The organism is Streptomyces sp. NPDC043896, assembly GCF_056435605.1.
Genome location: NZ_JBWKEE010000001.1, coordinates 89669 through 105505, shown reverse-complemented (window position 1 = coordinate 105505; position 15837 = coordinate 89669). Strand labels below are relative to the sequence as shown.

Annotated in this window: 12 protein-coding genes; 4 read left to right on the top strand and 8 right to left on the bottom strand. The window is 73.6% G+C overall.

The window, feature by feature from the left end:
* Nucleotides 1-65: 65 nt before the first annotated feature.
* Nucleotides 66-2684 (bottom strand): protein kinase, encoded by a 2619-nt coding sequence (locus AC069X_RS00570; RefSeq protein WP_478723588.1) that lies wholly within the window; start codon nucleotides 2682-2684, stop codon nucleotides 66-68.
* An 86-nt stretch (nucleotides 2685-2770) separates the two neighbouring features.
* Nucleotides 2771-4903 (bottom strand): serine/threonine-protein kinase, encoded by a 2133-nt coding sequence (locus tag AC069X_RS00565; RefSeq protein ID WP_478723586.1) that lies wholly within the window; start codon nucleotides 4901-4903, stop codon nucleotides 2771-2773.
* On the opposite strand from AC069X_RS00565, the gene AC069X_RS00560 reads away from it, so the two are divergent.
* Nucleotides 4809-5456, top strand: coding sequence for a pentapeptide repeat-containing protein (locus tag AC069X_RS00560; RefSeq protein WP_478723584.1), 648 nt, complete (start codon nucleotides 4809-4811; stop codon nucleotides 5454-5456). The genes AC069X_RS00565 and AC069X_RS00560 overlap by 95 nt on opposite strands.
* Before the next feature lie 86 nt (nucleotides 5457-5542).
* Here the strand turns inward: AC069X_RS00560 and AC069X_RS00555 are convergent, their stop codons facing one another.
* Nucleotides 5543-7249, bottom strand: a complete 1707-nt coding sequence (locus AC069X_RS00555) for a glycerol-3-phosphate dehydrogenase/oxidase (protein WP_478723583.1) — start codon at nucleotides 7247-7249, stop codon at nucleotides 5543-5545.
* 254 nt (nucleotides 7250-7503) lie between these two features.
* On the opposite strand from AC069X_RS00555, the gene AC069X_RS00550 reads away from it, so the two are divergent.
* Nucleotides 7504-8733: a nucleotide sugar dehydrogenase gene (locus AC069X_RS00550; protein WP_478723581.1), complete on the top strand. Its 1230-nt coding sequence runs from the start codon at nucleotides 7504-7506 to the stop codon at nucleotides 8731-8733.
* 206 nt (nucleotides 8734-8939) lie between these two features.
* Nucleotides 8940-9413 (top strand): hypothetical protein, encoded by a 474-nt coding sequence (locus tag AC069X_RS00545; protein ID WP_478723579.1) that lies wholly within the window; start codon nucleotides 8940-8942, stop codon nucleotides 9411-9413.
* 74 nt (nucleotides 9414-9487) lie between these two features.
* On the opposite strand, the gene AC069X_RS00540 is transcribed toward AC069X_RS00545, so the two are convergent.
* The 4 genes from AC069X_RS00540 to AC069X_RS00525 form a co-directional block, all read right to left on the bottom strand.
* Nucleotides 9488-10612 (bottom strand): GuaB3 family IMP dehydrogenase-related protein, encoded by a 1125-nt coding sequence (locus AC069X_RS00540; protein ID WP_478723577.1) that lies wholly within the window; start codon nucleotides 10610-10612, stop codon nucleotides 9488-9490.
* A gap of 144 nt (nucleotides 10613-10756) precedes the next feature.
* On the bottom strand, nucleotides 10757-12256 hold the full coding sequence (gene guaB, locus AC069X_RS00535) for an IMP dehydrogenase (protein ID WP_478723575.1): 1500 nt from the start codon (nucleotides 12254-12256) through the stop codon (nucleotides 10757-10759).
* A 150-nt stretch (nucleotides 12257-12406) separates the two neighbouring features.
* Nucleotides 12407-13036 (bottom strand): sigma-70 family RNA polymerase sigma factor, encoded by a 630-nt coding sequence (locus tag AC069X_RS00530; RefSeq protein WP_007265958.1) that lies wholly within the window; start codon nucleotides 13034-13036, stop codon nucleotides 12407-12409.
* A gap of 342 nt (nucleotides 13037-13378) precedes the next feature.
* On the bottom strand, nucleotides 13379-13990 hold the full coding sequence (locus AC069X_RS00525) for a response regulator transcription factor (protein WP_003948568.1): 612 nt from the start codon (nucleotides 13988-13990) through the stop codon (nucleotides 13379-13381).
* A 379-nt stretch (nucleotides 13991-14369) separates the two neighbouring features.
* On the opposite strand from AC069X_RS00525, the gene AC069X_RS00520 reads away from it, so the two are divergent.
* Entirely contained in the window at nucleotides 14370-14696 is a 327-nt protein-coding gene (locus tag AC069X_RS00520; protein WP_030298281.1) for a WhiB family transcriptional regulator, read from the top strand.
* 126 nt (nucleotides 14697-14822) lie between these two features.
* Here the strand turns inward: AC069X_RS00520 and AC069X_RS00515 are convergent, their stop codons facing one another.
* On the bottom strand, nucleotides 14823-15731 hold the full coding sequence (locus AC069X_RS00515; protein ID WP_478723573.1) for a LysR family transcriptional regulator: 909 nt from the start codon (nucleotides 15729-15731) through the stop codon (nucleotides 14823-14825).
* Nucleotides 15732-15837: the final 106 nt, after the last annotated feature.

The following is a 15837-nucleotide window of genomic DNA, read 5'->3' as shown; positions in this document are numbered from 1 at the left end:
CACTGCCGGAACCGAGCGGGGCCCGTAAGCCGGCACTGTGACGCAATCGCCGTACTGATCGCCCGTCAGCCCCCGGATTTGTAACTCGCCGTCGCCTTCTCGAAGACGTCGGTGACCTTGTCCTGGTTGTCCTCCGGTCCCGTCACCATCACGACGTGGTAGCTGCCGCCCAGCGCGACGACGAAGTTGCGGGCGAACAGGGACCGGCCCGCCGCGTCGATCCAGGTGTAGCGGCCCGTCACCCGCAACTGCTGGCCCACCTTGGTGGACTTCACGTCCCCGCCGGAGGCCCAGGTGGAGTTGCGGTACGGGGCCAGCTCGGGCTCCTTGTCCTTCTGGTAGCCCAGCGGATCCGGACTCCCGCCCTCCACCCGGTCCCGGCCCGGTACGACGATCAGGGTGAACTGGCCCTGGGTATAGCGCACCTGCCCGGCCTCGTTGATGGACTGCCGCTCCCAGCCGTTGGGCACCGCGATGCTGAAGTGCGCCGGGTCCTGCTGGACGGTGTACCCCTCCGGCGCGGGCGCGTCGCCCTGCGGGGCGGGCTTCGACTCCGGGGCTCCGCTCGGGGCCGGGCCGGGGGTCTGCGCGGGCTTGGACGCCGGGCCCTGCTGGGGGCTGCCCGGGCCGGAGGCGGAGGCCGCCGGGCTCTGGGCGGCGGTGGGCTGCTGCCCGGCGTCCGTCGCGCGCGGCATGAAGAGCACCGCGTACGCCACCCCGCCCACGAGCAGGGCCATGACGCCGCCCAGCAGGAGGCGGCCGAGGGAGCGCGGCTTGCGGGGGGCCGCGGGGTTGCGGTGGCGCCCGTGCAGGTCGCCCCGGCGGCGCGGGACGGGCAGCCGGGCCGGGTCCGGCTCCGGCAGCGGGAGCCCGGCGAAGTCCCCGTCGGGCTCGGGGGCGGAGCGGACCAGCGAGCGCAGCCAGCCGCGGAGCTCCTCGAAGTCGGGCCGCTCGGCGGGGTCCTGGCGCAGCAGGGACTCCACGACGGGGCGCAGCGGGCCGCAGTCCTCGGCGAAGGCGGGCGGCTCGGCGCAGACCATCTCGACGAGCTCGGCGACGCTGTCCTCGGGGTACGGGGCGTGCCCCTGGACGGCGCGGTACAGCAGGGCCCCGAGGGCCCAGAGGTCGGCGGCGGGGCCGACGGGCGCGGCCAGCTGCCAGTTGCCGTGGACGGGGCCGGCGGCCTGCTCGGGGGCCCAGCGCTCGGTGAGGGGGCCGACGACGGCCATCCGGGTCTGGCGGGCGCGCTCGGCGTCGAGGCCGGTGCGGGGACCGCCCCAGGCGCCGCCGGCTTCGCGCGGGCGGGCTTCGGGGGCCGGGAACGGGCGCGGGGCCGGGCGGGGGGCCGGCACCGGGGTGCGGGCGGGCGCCGGGGGCGCGGGCGGCTCGGCCTGGCGGTAGCCCTGTGGGAGGGCGAGCTGCGCGGGCAGCGCGGGCCGGGCCGGCTCGACGGGCGGGCCGGGCCGCGGCGGCTCCGGCTCCGGTCCGGGCCGCTGCCGAGGCGGCTCCGGACGCTCCGGCGGCTGGGGCTGCGTCGGCCGCTCCGGCTGCTCCGGCGCGGGCTGCGGCTCCGGCGGCTGCGGCTGCGGATGCGGCTCCGGCGGCTGCGGCTGCGGGTCGGGGCCGGCCTGGCGGCGCGGGCCCACCCCGTGCCAGGGCGTGGCGGCGGCGGTGTCCGGCCCCCCGTACGGGTACGCGTACTCCTGCGGCAGGTTGGCCCCGGTCGGCGGCAGCACCGGCACCACCACCGGGCCGCGCTCGCCGCGCTGCCGCGCCACCTCGGCCGTCGCGGCCCGGGTCCCCGCCCGGTACGCGGCGATGGTCCCGGCGCGGGCGGCCGCCTCGGCGGCGGCCGGGTCCTGCCCGGCCGGTGCGGTCCGCGCGGGCGGCCCGTCCTGCCGGGGCGCCGGCGGCGGGACGGGCCGGGACGGCTCGGGCTCCGGCTCCGGCTCCGGCTCCGGCGTGATGTGGTCCGTGTAGCGCGGCCCGGTGTCGTAGCCCGGCGCCACGAGCGGCGCGTACCGGGGCTCCTCGTCCCGGACCTCCGCCGGCGCGGGGCCCGGGGGCGCCGGGGTGCCCCAGGCTCCGTCCGCGTCCCCGCCGGGCTCCCCGGTGTCCGGCGGCGGCACCGGGTCGTACCCGCACAGGGCCTCCTCGGCGGCGCCGGCCGCCAGGCCCGTCAGGACGACCCGTCCGTCCTCGCATATCAGCACGGTCCGGGCCGTGATGTTGCGGTGCGTCCAGCCGTGGGCGTGCAGCACCCGCAGCGCGGTCAGCACGTCGGAGGCGACCTCCGCCGCCCGGTACGGGTTCAGCGGTTCGTCGGCGATCAGCGCGGCCAGCGGCCTGGCGGGGACGAGTTCGCTCACTATCCACAGCGAGCCGTCCTCCTCGAACACGTCGAAGACCTGGTCGAGGCGGGGGTGGTCCGGCACGGAGGCGGCCGCCTGCGCGGCGGCGATGGCCCGCCGGACGGCGGGGAGTTCCCCGGCGGCCACGGTGTGCGCCGGGGTGCCGTCGAGCAGCTCCGCGTCCACCACCTCGGGCAACGGCACCTGGCAGACGAGGACTTCCTGCCCACTGCGCGTGTCGAAGGCGCGGGTCTCTATCAGCTCGTACTCGTCGGACGGCGGAATCGGCAGACGGTAGCGGCCGGACAGGATCCGGCCGGCGTAGTCCTCCACATCGCCTCCCCCGAGTGCGGTCCCCCATGGCCCGCTGGACACGATACGTCGCCGGGGGCGCCCGCGTCCCGGGCTTGCGAGGGCCGTCAGCCCAACTGCTGGAAGGTCTGGAACGCGGTGTTGCGCAGCTGCGTGCATTCGGGGCCGTCCCACTGGTCGGCGGCGCAGCTGATCATGATGGCGTAACCGTGCGTGGCGTCCGTCTTGAAGCCCCGGTCCAGGACGCGGACCCGCACCCCCTGCTGCTCCCGCTCGAACTCCCAGTCCGCGACGGTCGGGTAGCCCCGGTACTCCACGGTGTCCAGGCGGATCTGGCGGTAGCCCTTGCTGCTGCTCGCGACGGCGGGGGCGAGCTTGGCCCAGGCCAGGCGGGCGTCGTTGCCCGGGCTGTTGGTGTAGTCGACCTGGATCCTCGGGAAGCCGCCGTCGCGGCTGTATATCGCGCCGGAGTTCTCACCGGCGGTGTCGGTCTGGCGGAAGCCCTCGGGCATCGCCATGGAGAAGTGGTACCGCAGGTCGGTCACGGTGGTGAAACCGGCCGGGAGTCCGGCGCCGGGGCCGCCCGGGCTGGCTCCCTGCCCCTGACCCTGACCCTGGCTCTGCCCTTGCCCCTGACCCTGGCCCTGGCCCTGGTCGGTGGCGCCCGGAGTGCCGCTGGGCGCGGGCGTGCCGGGGGTGCCGCTCGGGGTCGCGCCGGCCGAGGAACCGGCGGACGCGGCCGGCGCGTTGCCGGCGGAGCCGCCCGGCGAGGGGCTGCCGGACACGGCCGGAACGCCGCCGCCCTTGCCCTCGTTCTTGCGGCCGTCGGACTTGTCGCCGCCCTTGACCATGTAGGCGATGAGCGAGCCGACCACGGCGAGGACGACGACCACGGCGGCTATGGCCAGCACGATGGTGCGGCGCGGCACCACGTCGGTGATCGAGGCCCCGGCCTGCGCGGGCCGGGCCGGCGGGGCCTCGGCCGCGGCGGCGGTGGCCGCGGCCTGGGCGGCGGCGGCCTTGCGGGCGGCCTTCAGCGCGGCACGGGTGCGCTCGCGCTGTTCCCGCTCACGGCGCTCGCGTTCCTTCTTCGCCGCCTTCTCGGCCGCCGCGTCGGCCTTGGTGAGGGAGATCGGCCGGGTCTCCTCGACCGGCGGGAGCGGATCGGGCTGCGCGGGGACGGCGGGCTCGGGGGCGTTGACCACGGCGGTGAGCATCGTCCGCGCCTGCTCCTCGGCGAGGCGCCGGGCCGGGTCCTTGACCAGCAGTCCGTAGATGACCTCGGTCAGCTGCGGGCCGGCGTTCCGCGGCGGGTCCACGGGCTCGGTCATCACGGCGGTGAGGGTGGCGAGCGCGTTGCCCTTGTCGTACGGGGGCACGCCCTCGACGGCCGCGTACAGCAGACCGCCGAGGGACCACATGTCGGCGGGCGGGCCGGGCTTCTGGCCGCGGGCGCGCTCCGGGGAGATGTAGGAAGGGGCGCCGACGAGCATGCCGGTGGAGGTGATGGAGGGGTCACCCTCCACCTGCGCGATGCCGAAGTCGGTGAGCACGACGCGGCCGGAAGCGGCGATGAGCACGTTGGACGGCTTCACGTCACGGTGCAGGATCCCCTGGCGGTGCGCGGCGCGGAGCACGTCGAGCACGGCCAGGCCGACCTCGGCCGCGCGCTGGGGGGTCAGCGGGCCGTTCTCCCGGATGAACTCGGCGAGCGAGGGGCCCTCGATGAGCTCCATGACGATCCAGGGGCGGGCGTCCTCGTCGACGACGTCGAAGACGGTGACGGCGCCTTCGCTGCGGATGCGCGCGATGGCCTTGGCCTCGCGGAGCGTCCGGGTGATGAGGCGGCGCTTCTCGTCCTCGTCGACGCCGTTGCCGAAGCGGAGTTCCTTGACGGCGACGGTCCGGCCGAGGACCTCGTCCTCGGCGCGCCATACGGTGCCCATGCCGCCCTTGCCGAGCACGGCGCCCAGCCGGTACCGCCCGGCCAGCAGCCGCCCTTCGCGCCGCGCGTCCTCGGCGGCCTCCTCGGCGTCGCCCTCGCCACCGGCGGGCGCGGCCTTCGCCGGGGCGCCGGCGGGCGCGACGGCACCCGCCGCCGGCTCGTCCGCCGCCTGCGCGGCCCCGGCCGCGTCCGCACCGGCCTTGGCGGACACCGGCTTCTCCACCGACACCTTCGCGGGCACGTCCTTCGCCGCAGCCGCCTTGCCGGGCGCGTCCTTCGCCGGCACGTCCTTCACGGGCGCGTCCTTCACGGACTCACCCTTCGCCTCAGCCACCTTGCCGGGCTCACCCTCGCCGGGCTCACCCTTCGCGGGCGCGTCCTTCACGGGCGCGTCCTTCGCCGAAGCGCCCCCTGCCACGGCCGCCTTCGCGGGAGCGGCCTTGCCGGGCTCACCCTTCGCGGGAGCGGCCTTGGCGGGAGCGTCCTTCCTGGGTTCCGTCGCCGGTTCCGCGTCCTCGGCGGGCCCGGCCGCCTTCGACACCGACGCCTCCGCGGCGGCATCGGACCCGGCGGTGTCCTCGGGTTCCGCTTCGGCGTCGGTGGCCTTCTCCGCGTCAGAACGCGGCTCCGTCACGGACGCAGGCTCGCTCCCGGCCGTGCCGGAGCGCGGCCGGGGCACAGCGGCGGGCTCCGCAGCGGCGGCGGAACCGGCAGCCCCGGCCCCGCCGTCCGGCTTCGCCGCAGGCGCCCCGGCAGACGACTCGGTGTGCTCCGGCTTCGACATGCGTCCCCTCTGCGATCGTGCAGCCTGCCCCGGCTGCCTCGGCAGCCGCCGGGGGGCACGGTAATCCACCCCGGCAGAAACCTCATTGTTGCTCACTCCGCATCCGACGGGAGCCCCGGGGCCGCCGGTTCCCCCTCCTGTATCTCGGAGTTACAACGGGACGATGTCGGGCGCCCCCAGCCGCGCCGCGTCCGCCGTCTGGTCGTCCGGCTGGCGCTGCGATTCCCGCTCCGCCTGTACCCGCTTCTCGTAGTGCTCGATCTCCTTCTCGATCTGCTGCTTGTCCCAGCCCAGCACCGGAGCCATCAATTCCGCGCACTGGCGGGCCGATCGCGTCCCCCGGTCGAAGGTCTCGATGGAGATCCGCGTCCGCCGCGTCAGGACGTCGTCCAGGTGCCGGGCCCCCTCGTGCGAGGCGGCGTAGACGATTTCCGCCCGCAGGTAGTCCTCCGCGCCGGTCACCGGCTCCCCCAGGGCCGGGTCGGCCGCGATCAGGTCGAGCAGTTCCTCCGACAGCGATCCGTACCGGTTCAACAGGTGTTCCACCCGCGCCACATGGAGTCCCGTCCGCGCCGCGATCCGGGCGCGGCCGTTCCACAGGGCGCGGTAGCCCTCGGCGCCCACCAGCGGCACGTCCTCCGTCACGCACGCCGCGACCCGCTGGTCCAGCCCGTGCACCGCCTCGTCCACCGCGTCCTTCGCCATGACCCGGTACGTCGTGTACTTGCCTCCCGCCACCACCACCAGCCCCGGCACCGGGTGGGCCACGGTGTGCTCGCGCGAGAGCTTGCTCGTCGCGTCCGACTCCCCGGCCAGCAGCGGCCGCAGGCCCGCGTACACGCCCTGGACGTCGTCCCGCGTGAGGGGCACCGCCAGCACCGAGTTCACGTGCTCCAGCAGGTAGTCGATGTCCGCGCTCGACGCCGCCGGGTGCGCCTTGTCCAGGTCCCAGTCCGTGTCGGTGGTCCCGACGATCCAGTGCCGGCCCCACGGGATCACGAACAGCACCGACTTCTCGGTCCGCAGGATCAGTCCGGTGCTGGAGTGGATCCGGTCCTTGGGGACGACCAGGTGGATCCCCTTCGACGCCCGTACGTGGAACTGCCCGCGCTCCCCGATCAGCGCCTGGGTGTCGTCCGTCCACACACCGGTGGCGTTCACGATCTGTTTGGCGCGGATCTCGTACTCGCCGCCGCCCTCGACGTCGCGCACCTTCGCCCCGACCACCCGCTCGCCCTCGCGCAGGAAGCCGACCACCCTCGCCCGGTTGGCGCAGTGCGCCCCGTACGCGGCGGCCGTCCGGACCAGCGTGGTGACGTAGCGCGCGTCGTCCATCTGGGCGTCGTAGTACTGCAGGGCGCCCACCAGCGCGTCCTTGCGGAGCGCCGGGGCGATGCGCAGGGCGCGCTTGCGCGAGAGGTGGCGGTGGGTGGGCAGTCCGCGCCCGTGCCCGCTGGAGACGGACATCGCGTCGTACAGGGCCACGCCCGAGCCCGCGTAGAACCGCTCCCAGCCCTTGTGCTGGAGCGGGTACAGGAAGGGCACCGGTTTCACGAGGTGCGGGGCGAGCCGCTCCAGCAGCAGCCCGCGTTCTTTCAGCGCCTCCCGTACGAGGGCGAAGTCGAGCATCTCCAGGTAGCGCAGGCCGCCGTGGATCAGCTTGCTCGACCGGCTGGAGGTCCCGGAGGCCCAGTCACGGGCCTCCACCAGACCTGTCGACAGGCCTCTGGTCACGGCGTCGAGCGCGGTGCCCGCGCCGACCACCCCCGCGCCGACGACCAGGACGTCCACTTCCCGCTCGGCCATCCGGGCGAGCGCCTCCGCGCGCTGCGCCGGTCCCAGTGTCGCTGTCCTCACGGCTGCCTCCCGTTGGTGCGGGCCGTACCCGCTCGGTGCGGGTGATCCCGCTCACATCCCCCGCTTCCTGATTCTGACCGGCCGCACCGACATCAGCCACCGCCTGTGGACAACACAACGGCAACCACCACCCCACAATGCGACATATCTGTCATATATACGCCTAGTCTGACATTGCGCCAGCTCCAGAGGTCCACAGGACTTGCGCGCACCGCCCCCTCATGCATGCCAGGGAAGGGAAGGGACGGCCCCCCATGCCCGCAGATCTCGCCGTCATCGGCCTCGGCCACCTCGGCCTCCCCCTCGCCCAGGCGGCCGTCGCCGCCGGAATCGAGACCGTCGGCTACGACAGCGGCCCCGCCACGGACAGCACCCTCACAGCCGCCGAGATCCGCCGCATGTCGGCCGCCGGATTCCGGGTCACCACCAACCCCGCCGAACTCGGCCGGGTCCGCACCGCCGTCATCTGCGCCCCCACCCAGCTCGGCGCCGACCGCGCGCTCGACCTCGGGGCCGTCGGCGAGGCCGGCCGCACCCTCGCCGCCCGGCTGCGCCCGCACACCACCGTCATCCTGGAGTCCGCCGCCCACCCCGGCGTCACCGAGGACTACCTGCGGCCCATCCTCGAAGAGGGCTCCGGGCTGCGGGCCGGCCGGGACTTCCACCTGGCCTACTCCCCCAGCCGCCTCGACCCCGGCAACCGGACGCACACCATCTCCAACACCCCCAAGGTGATCGGCGGCCTCACCCCCGCCTGCACCGAATCCGCGCACGCCTTCTACGCCCGCCTCACCGAGAAGGTCGTCCGCGCCCGCGGCCTGCGCGAGGCCGAGACCGTACAGCTGCTGGAGACCAACTACCGCCACGTCAACATCGCCCTGATGAACGAGATGGCCGTGCTCTGCCACGACCTCGGCGTCGACCTCTGGGACGTCATCCGCTGCGCCGAGACCAAGCCCTACGGCTTCCAGGCCTTCCGCCCCGGCCCCGGAGTCGGCGGCCACGGCGTCCCCCTCGACCCCAACTACCTCCCCCACACCACCCGCACCCCCGGCCACCCGCTGCGCATGGTCGGTCTGGCGCAGGAGATCAACAACCGGATGCCGCAGTACGTCATCCAGCGCTGCGCCACCCTGCTGAACGAACACGGCAAGTCCGCGCGCGGCGCCCGCGTCCTCCTCCTGGGCGTCACCTACAAGCCCGACCTCGCCGACCAGGAGGGCTCACCGGCCGGCGAGATCGCCAGCCGGCTCCTCGACCTCGGGGCGCTGATCAGCTACCACGACCCGTACATCGCGGGCTGGCGGGTCCGCGACCAGCCCGTGCCGCGCGCCGACTCGCTCTACGAGGCCGCCGCGAACGCCGACCTGACGATCCTGCTCCAGCACCACCGCACGTACGACATGCAGGGCCTGGCGGTGAAGGCCCAGCTCCTCCTCGACACCCGCGGCGCGAGCCCGGCCGGCGCGGCCCACCGCCTCTGACGGACCCCACCGGCCCGGCCACGGCCCCGGCCACGGGCCGGGCCGGGCAGGGCAGGCTCCGGTTCCGGTTCCGGTTCGGCTTCGATCATCCGACCGAAATCCCCTCCTGGAATGCCGGGGTCCCCTGTTAGCCTGCGGCGTCACTTATCTCGCACTTACGCCTGACGGGCACCCGTGCGTCCGAATCCCTGGGGGGGATTTCCCGTATGAGCCAGAACTTCCAGCCGCCCGCACCCTCCTCCTCCACCGAGGTCCCCGCCCCGGCCCCGGCCCGCGGCGGCAACGTCGCCCTCGGTGTGGTCGCCGCGGTCGTGGCGGCGCTGGCCTCGGCGGCCGCGTACGGCGGCATCATGAACGCCATCGACCGCGAGATCGGGTACGCGGCCGCGGGCGTCGGCCTGCTGGTGGGTCTGGCCGCCGGCAAGATCGGCGGTCGCAACCCGGTCCTCCCGGTGGTGTCCGCCCTGCTCTCCCTCGGCGCCGTGTACCTCGGCCAGCTCTTCTTCATCACGCTCGCGATGGCCGACTTCGGCAACATGGGCGCACTCGACGTCCTCGACAAGATCGGCGTCACCGGCCTGAACGACGTCTGGAAGGAGGGCATGGACTTCATGACCCTCGTCTTCCTCGGCATCGGCGGCTTCGTCGCCTTCGGCGCCGCCAAGAAGGTCGGCGACTGACCGGACGCCCCGCGCACGCCGGAGGGCCGGCACCCCGAGCGGGGTGCCGGCCCTCCGGCGTGCGTACGACAGGGTCAGCGGCTGTGCTGCGAGTCCGCGACCGTGACCTCGACCCGCTGGAACTCCTTGAGCTCGCTGTAGCCGGTGGTGGCCATCGAGCGGCGCAGCGCGCCGAAGAGGTTCATCGAGCCGTCGGGGCTGTGCGACGGGCCGGTGAGGATCTCCTCGGTGGTGCCGACGGTGCCGAGGTCGACCTTCTTGCCGCGCGGCACGTCCTCGTGGACGGCCTCCATGCCCCAGTGGTTGCCCTTGCCGGGGGCGTCGGTGGCGCGGGCCAGCGGGGAGCCCATCATCACGGCGTCGGCACCGCAGGCCACGGCCTTCGGGATGTCGCCGGACCAGCCCACGCCGCCGTCGGCGATGACGTGGACGTAACGGCCGCCGGACTCGTCCATGTAGTCGCGGCGGGCCGCGGCCACGTCGGCGACGGCGGTGGCCATCGGGACCTGGATGCCGAGGACGTTGCGCGTGGTGTGCGCGGCGCCGCCGCCGAAGCCGACGAGGACGCCCGCGGCGCCGGTGCGCATCAGGTGCAGGGCCGCCGTGTAGGTGGCGCAGCCGCCGACGATGACCGGGACGTCGAGCTCGTAGATGAACTGCTTGAGGTTCAGCGGCTCGGCGGCGCCGGAGACGTGCTCGGCCGACACGGTGGTGCCGCGGATCACGAAGATGTCCACGCCCGCCTCGACGACGGCCTTGGAGAACTGGGCGGTGCGCTGCGGGGAGAGCGCGGCGGCGGTCACGACGCCGGAGTCGCGCACCTCCTTGATGCGCTGCCCGATCAGGTCGGCCTGGATCGGCGCGGCGTAGATCTCCTGGAGGCGGCGGGTGGCCGTCTCCTCGTCCAGCCCGGCGATCTCGTCGAGCAGCGGCTGCGGGTCCTCGTAGCGGGTCCACAGGCCTTCGAGGTTCAGCACGCCGAGGCCGCCGAGCTCGCCGATGCGGATCGCGGTCTTCGGGGAGACCACCGAGTCCATGGGGGCGGCCAGGAACGGGAGCTCGAAGCGGTACGCGTCGATCTGCCAGGCGATCGAGACCTCCTTCGGGTCCCGCGTACGCCGGCTGGGGACGATGGCGATGTCGTCGAAGGCGTACGCCCGGCGGCCGCGCTTGCCGCGCCCGATCTCGATCTCAGTCACGTGTGGTGGCCTTTCCTCTGGGTCTGCCCGTCCAGTATCCCCGAACGTCGGGTGACCGCGTTCCGGTGACCGCTGTACGGACGACCGGGGCACGCCCGAGGGGGCGGGCCCGTGCGGGCCCGCCCCCTCGGGCGGTCATCGTGTTCAGCTCATCCGGCTGTAGTTCGGTGCTTCCACCGTCATCTGGATGTCGTGCGGGTGGCTCTCCTTGAGGCCCGCCGAGGTGATGCGGACGAAGCGGCCCCGGTCCTGGAGCTCGGGGACGGTGCGGCCGCCGACGTAGAACATCGACTGGCGCAGGCCGCCGACCAGCTGGTGGACGACCGCGGAGAGCGGGCCGCGGTAGGGGACCTGGCCCTCGATGCCCTCGGGGATCAGCTTGTCGTCGCCGCCGACCCCTTCCTGGAAGTAGCGGTCCTTGGAGAAGGACTTGCGCTCGCCGCGGGACTGCATCGCGCCGAGCGAACCCATGCCGCGGTACGACTTGAACTGCTTGCCGTTGATGAAGAGCAGCTCGCCCGGGGACTCCTCGCAGCCCGCGAGCAGCGAGCCGAGCATCACCGTGTCGGCGCCCGCGACGAGGGCCTTGGCGATGTCGCCGGAGTACTGGAGGCCGCCGTCGCCGATGACGGGGATGCCCGCGGCCTTGGCGGCGAGGGAGGCCTCGTAGATGGCGGTGACCTGCGGGACGCCGATGCCGGCGACCACGCGGGTGGTGCAGATGGAGCCGGGGCCGACGCCGACCTTGATGCCGTCGCAGCCGGCGTCGATCAGGGCCTGGGCGCCGTCGCGGGTGGCGACGTTGCCGCCGATGACGTCGACGGAGGAGTTCGACTTGATCTTGGCGACCATGTCGCCGACCAGGCGGGAGTGGCCGTGGGCGGTGTCGACGACGATGAAGTCGGCGCCCGCCTCGATCAGCGCCTGGGCGCGCTCGTACGCGTCGCCGGCGACACCGACGGCGGCGCCGACCAGCAGGCGGCCGTCCTTGTCCTTGGCGGCGTTCGGGTACTTCTCGGCCTTGACGAAGTCCTTGACCGTGATGAGGCCCTTGAGGATGCCCGCGTCGTCGACCAGCGGCAGCTTCTCGATCTTGTGGCGGCGCAGCAGCTCCATGGCGTCCACGCCCGCGATGCCGACCTTGCCGGTGACCAGCGGCATCGGGGTCATGACCTCGCGCACCTGGCGGCTGCGGTCCGACTCGAAGGCCATGTCGCGGTTGGTGACGATGCCGAGCAGCTTGCCGGCGGGGTCGGTGACCGGGACGCCGGAGATGCGGAACTTGGCGCAGAGCTCGTCGGCCTCGCGCAGCGTCGCGTCCGGGTGGACCGTGATCGGGTCGGTGACCATGCCGGACTCGGAGCGCTTGACCAGGTCGACCTGGTTGGCCTGGTCGGCGATGGAGAGGTTGCGGTGCAGCACGCCGACGCCGCCCTGGCGGGCCATGGCGATGGCCATGCGGGACTCGGTGACCTTGTCCATGGCGGCGGACAGCAGCGGAACCTTCACCCGGACGTTGCGCGAGATGAGGGAGGAGGTGTCGATCTCGTCCGGAGCCATGTCCGACGCGCCCGGCAGCAGCAGCACGTCGTCATAGGTCAGTCCGAGCGTGGCGAATTTGTCGGGCACTCCGTCGGCGGTCATGACACCTTCCCAAATGGTCTTGCTCAGCGCGGATGTCCATGCTAACGGGATCCCGGCACGTCTCATTCCACGACCAAGATCAACCGAGATTTTCGTCGTTTCCTACGATGGAAATGCCGCGAAACGGAACGTGGACCTCCGGGGCGGCGGTCACTGTTCCGCGAGCGCGCGGAGCCGGCTGAGGGCCCGGTGCTGGGCCACCCGCACCGCGCCCGGGGACATGCCGAGCATCTGGCCGGTCTCCTCGGCGGTCAGCCCGACGGCCACCCGCAGGACGAGCAGCTCGCGCTGGTTCTCCGGCAGGTTCGCGAGGAGCTTCTTGGCCCAGGCCGCGTCACTGCTGAGCAGTGCGCGCTCCTCCGGGCCCAGCGAGTCGTCCGGCCGCTCCGGCATCTCGTCGGAGGGCACGGCCGTGCTCCCCGGGTGGCGCATGGCGGCCCGCTGGAGGTCGGCGACCTTGTGCGCGGCGATGGCGAAGACGAAGGCCTCGAAGGGCCGGCCCGTGTCCCGGTAGCGGGGCAGCGCCATCAGCACGGCGACGCAGACCTCCTGCGCGAGGTCCTCCACGAAGTGACGGGCGTCACCCGGGAGCCGCGACAGACGGGTACGGCAGTAGCGCAGGGCGAGGGGGTGCACGAAGGCCAGGAGGTCGTGCGTGGCCTGCTCGTCCCCCTCGACGGCACGGCGTACGAGCGCGCCGACGGCCCCGGCGTTGCCGCCTTTGGCGGCGCCGGTGGGGCCTGTGGCCGCTGGGGACCCCAGGGCCTCGTCGTCGCGCATCAATCCATGGTGCCTTGGCGCGGGAGCGTTCGCGGCACCGTGGTCCGTGTTGTGCATCGAAGCGTTATGAGCGGGTGCGCCGGAACTCGTCATTTGCGCCCTCCCCTCCGCTCGGCCCGAATCGTCGTCCCCGAGGACTCGACCTCTCCAAGAATGCGGCACACCATCAAGGATGCGGCATCGCGCCCGAAGCGACACGTCCCCCGGATTGTGCCCCGCCAATCCCCGGCGGAACACCGGGTGCGGCGGGACTTCCGCACCGGCGGCGCCGGCGGACGCCTGCCGCCCCGCCCGCCTCGTGGCGGACGGGACCGCGCCGGCCGCCGGCCGCCGGTGTCGCGGTCAGCGGACGAGACCCCAGCGGAAGCCGAGCGCCACGGCGTGCGCCCGGTCGGAGGCCCCGAGCTTCTTGAACAGCCGGCGGGCGTGCGTCTTGACCGTGTCCTCGGAGAGGAAGAGCTCGCGCCCGATCTCCGCGTTGGACCGGCCGTGGCTCATGCCCTCCAGCACCTGGATCTCGCGCGCGGTCAGGGTGGGGGCGGCCCCCATCTCGGCCGAGCGGAGCCGGCGCGGGGCCAGCCGCCAGGTGGGGTCGGCGAGCGCCTGGGTGACCGTGGCCCGCAGTTCGGCGCGCGAGGCGTCCTTGTGCAGGTACCCCCGGGCGCCGGCGGCGACCGCGAGGGCCACGCCGTCCAGGTCCTCGGCGACCGTCAGCATGATGATGCGGGCGCCCGGATCGGCGGACAGGAGCCGGCGGACCGTCTCGACACCGCCCAGGCCGGGCATCCGTACATCCATCAGAATCAGGTCGGAGCGGTCGGCGCCCCAGCGGCGGAGGACTTCCTCGCCGTTGGCAGCCGTCGTCACACGCTCGACGCCGGGCACGGTGGCAACCGCGCGACGGAGCGCCTCTCGGGCAAGCGGGGAGTCGTCGCAGACGAGGACGGAAGTCATGACCGCCCTCCGCAGCTGCTGATGCGCGTCACCTTGAGCCTCCAGGCTGGTACGTATCGTCACCTGTGCGGTCGATGCCCTCGGACACCTGTCCGGGAACCTCTCGTTTCAACCGCACTCGCTCTCTCAACGATGGTCACTCGAAAGAGTTACGGGTCGGACGGACACCTTCGGCACTCTACGTGAGGAAGCGATCACCGCGCCGGAGCCACGAGTCAGCCGTCCTCCATCTGGAGGTATGCCCTATTTGGCGGCTTTCCTTCCGTTTGCCATGTGTCTGAGGCTAGGGTCCCAATGAGTCATATTTACATCTACTAAGACAGTAGGTGTGGAGACATGGACCGTATCCGCGTAGTACCCGGCACCAAGAGGACTACCAATGGCAGATTTCTCCCGCCTCCCCGGACCGAACGCCGACCTCTGGGACTGGCAGCTGCTGGCCGCCTGCCGCGGAGTCGACAGCTCCCTCTTCTTCCACCCGGAAGGCGAGCGGGGCGCGGCCAGGAGTGCGCGCGAGGCCTCGGCTAAAGAGGTCTGCATGCGCTGCCCGGTGCGTTCGGAATGCGCCGCGCACGCACTCGCCGTCCGCGAGCCCTACGGGGTGTGGGGAGGGCTCACCGAGGACGAACGCGAGGAGCTGATGGGCCGCGCACGGCACCGGCTGATCCCCGCGTCCAGCACGATCGGCCCCGTCCCACCGCACTGACGGCCGGTCCGACCCGGACGGACACCCACCCGAAGGAACGTTCCCTCAGATCCGCGCGCGCTCCCGGGCGCGTCGCCACGGCTCAGGTGCGGGCCGTCACCCGTCCGGCCGTACGCCCCCGTACGGTCAGCGCGCGGCGGCCCGCACCAGCTCGCCCAGGGTCGCCGCCACCGCTGGTACGCGCGCCAGGTCCGGCAGCGTCAGCGCCACGACCTCCCGCTCCACGGCCGGCTCCACGGCCAGGGTGCTCACGCCCTTGGCCCGTACGGACTCCACCGCCAGCTCCGGCAGCACCGCCACCCCGAGGCCCGCCCCGACCAGCCCCACCACGGCCGGGTAGTCGTCGGTGGCGAAGTCGATGCGCGGGGTGAAGCCCGCCCCCTCGCACACCTCCACCAGGTGGCGGCGGCAGCGCGGACAGCCCGCGATCCAGGGCTCGCCGGCCAGCTCGGCCATGCCCACCCGCTCGGCACCCGCCAGCCGGTGCCCGTCGGGGACCAGCCCGACGAGCCGGTCGGTCAGCAGCGGGGTGACCACCAGGTCCTCCCACTCGGCCGCGCTCGCCGCCGCCGGGCCGTCCCCGCCGTAGCGGAAGGCCAGCGCCACGTCGCAGTCGCCCTCGCGCAGCATCTCCACCGAACGCGGCGGCTCCGCCTCGACGAGGGAGATACGGGTGCCCGGGTGCTCGGCGCGCATCGCCGCCAGCGCGGTCGGCACCAGGGTGGAGCTGCCGCTGGGGAAGGAGACGAGCCGGACCCGGCCCGCGCGCAGCCCGGCGATGGCCGCGACCTCCTCCTCGGCGGCCGTCAGGCCGGCCAGGATCCCGGCGGCGTGCCGCACCAGGGCCTCCCCCGCCTGCGTCAGCCGCATCTCCCGGCCGGTGCGCACCAGCAGCGGGGTGCCGGCCGACTGCTCCAGGGCCTTCATCTGCTGGGAGACGGCGGGCTGCGTGCAGCCGAGCTCGCGGGCGGCGGCGGAGAAGGAACCGGTCCCGGCGACAGCGCGCAGGATCCGGAGGTGGCGTGCCTCAATCACCCTTCGAGCATAAGACCGGCTTTGACGAAGGCGCCAACCCCCCAGTCGCCGCTTTGAGCGGGAGGGCCGGCGGAGCCGTGGCCGGGGCCCCGGGCGCGGCTGCCGG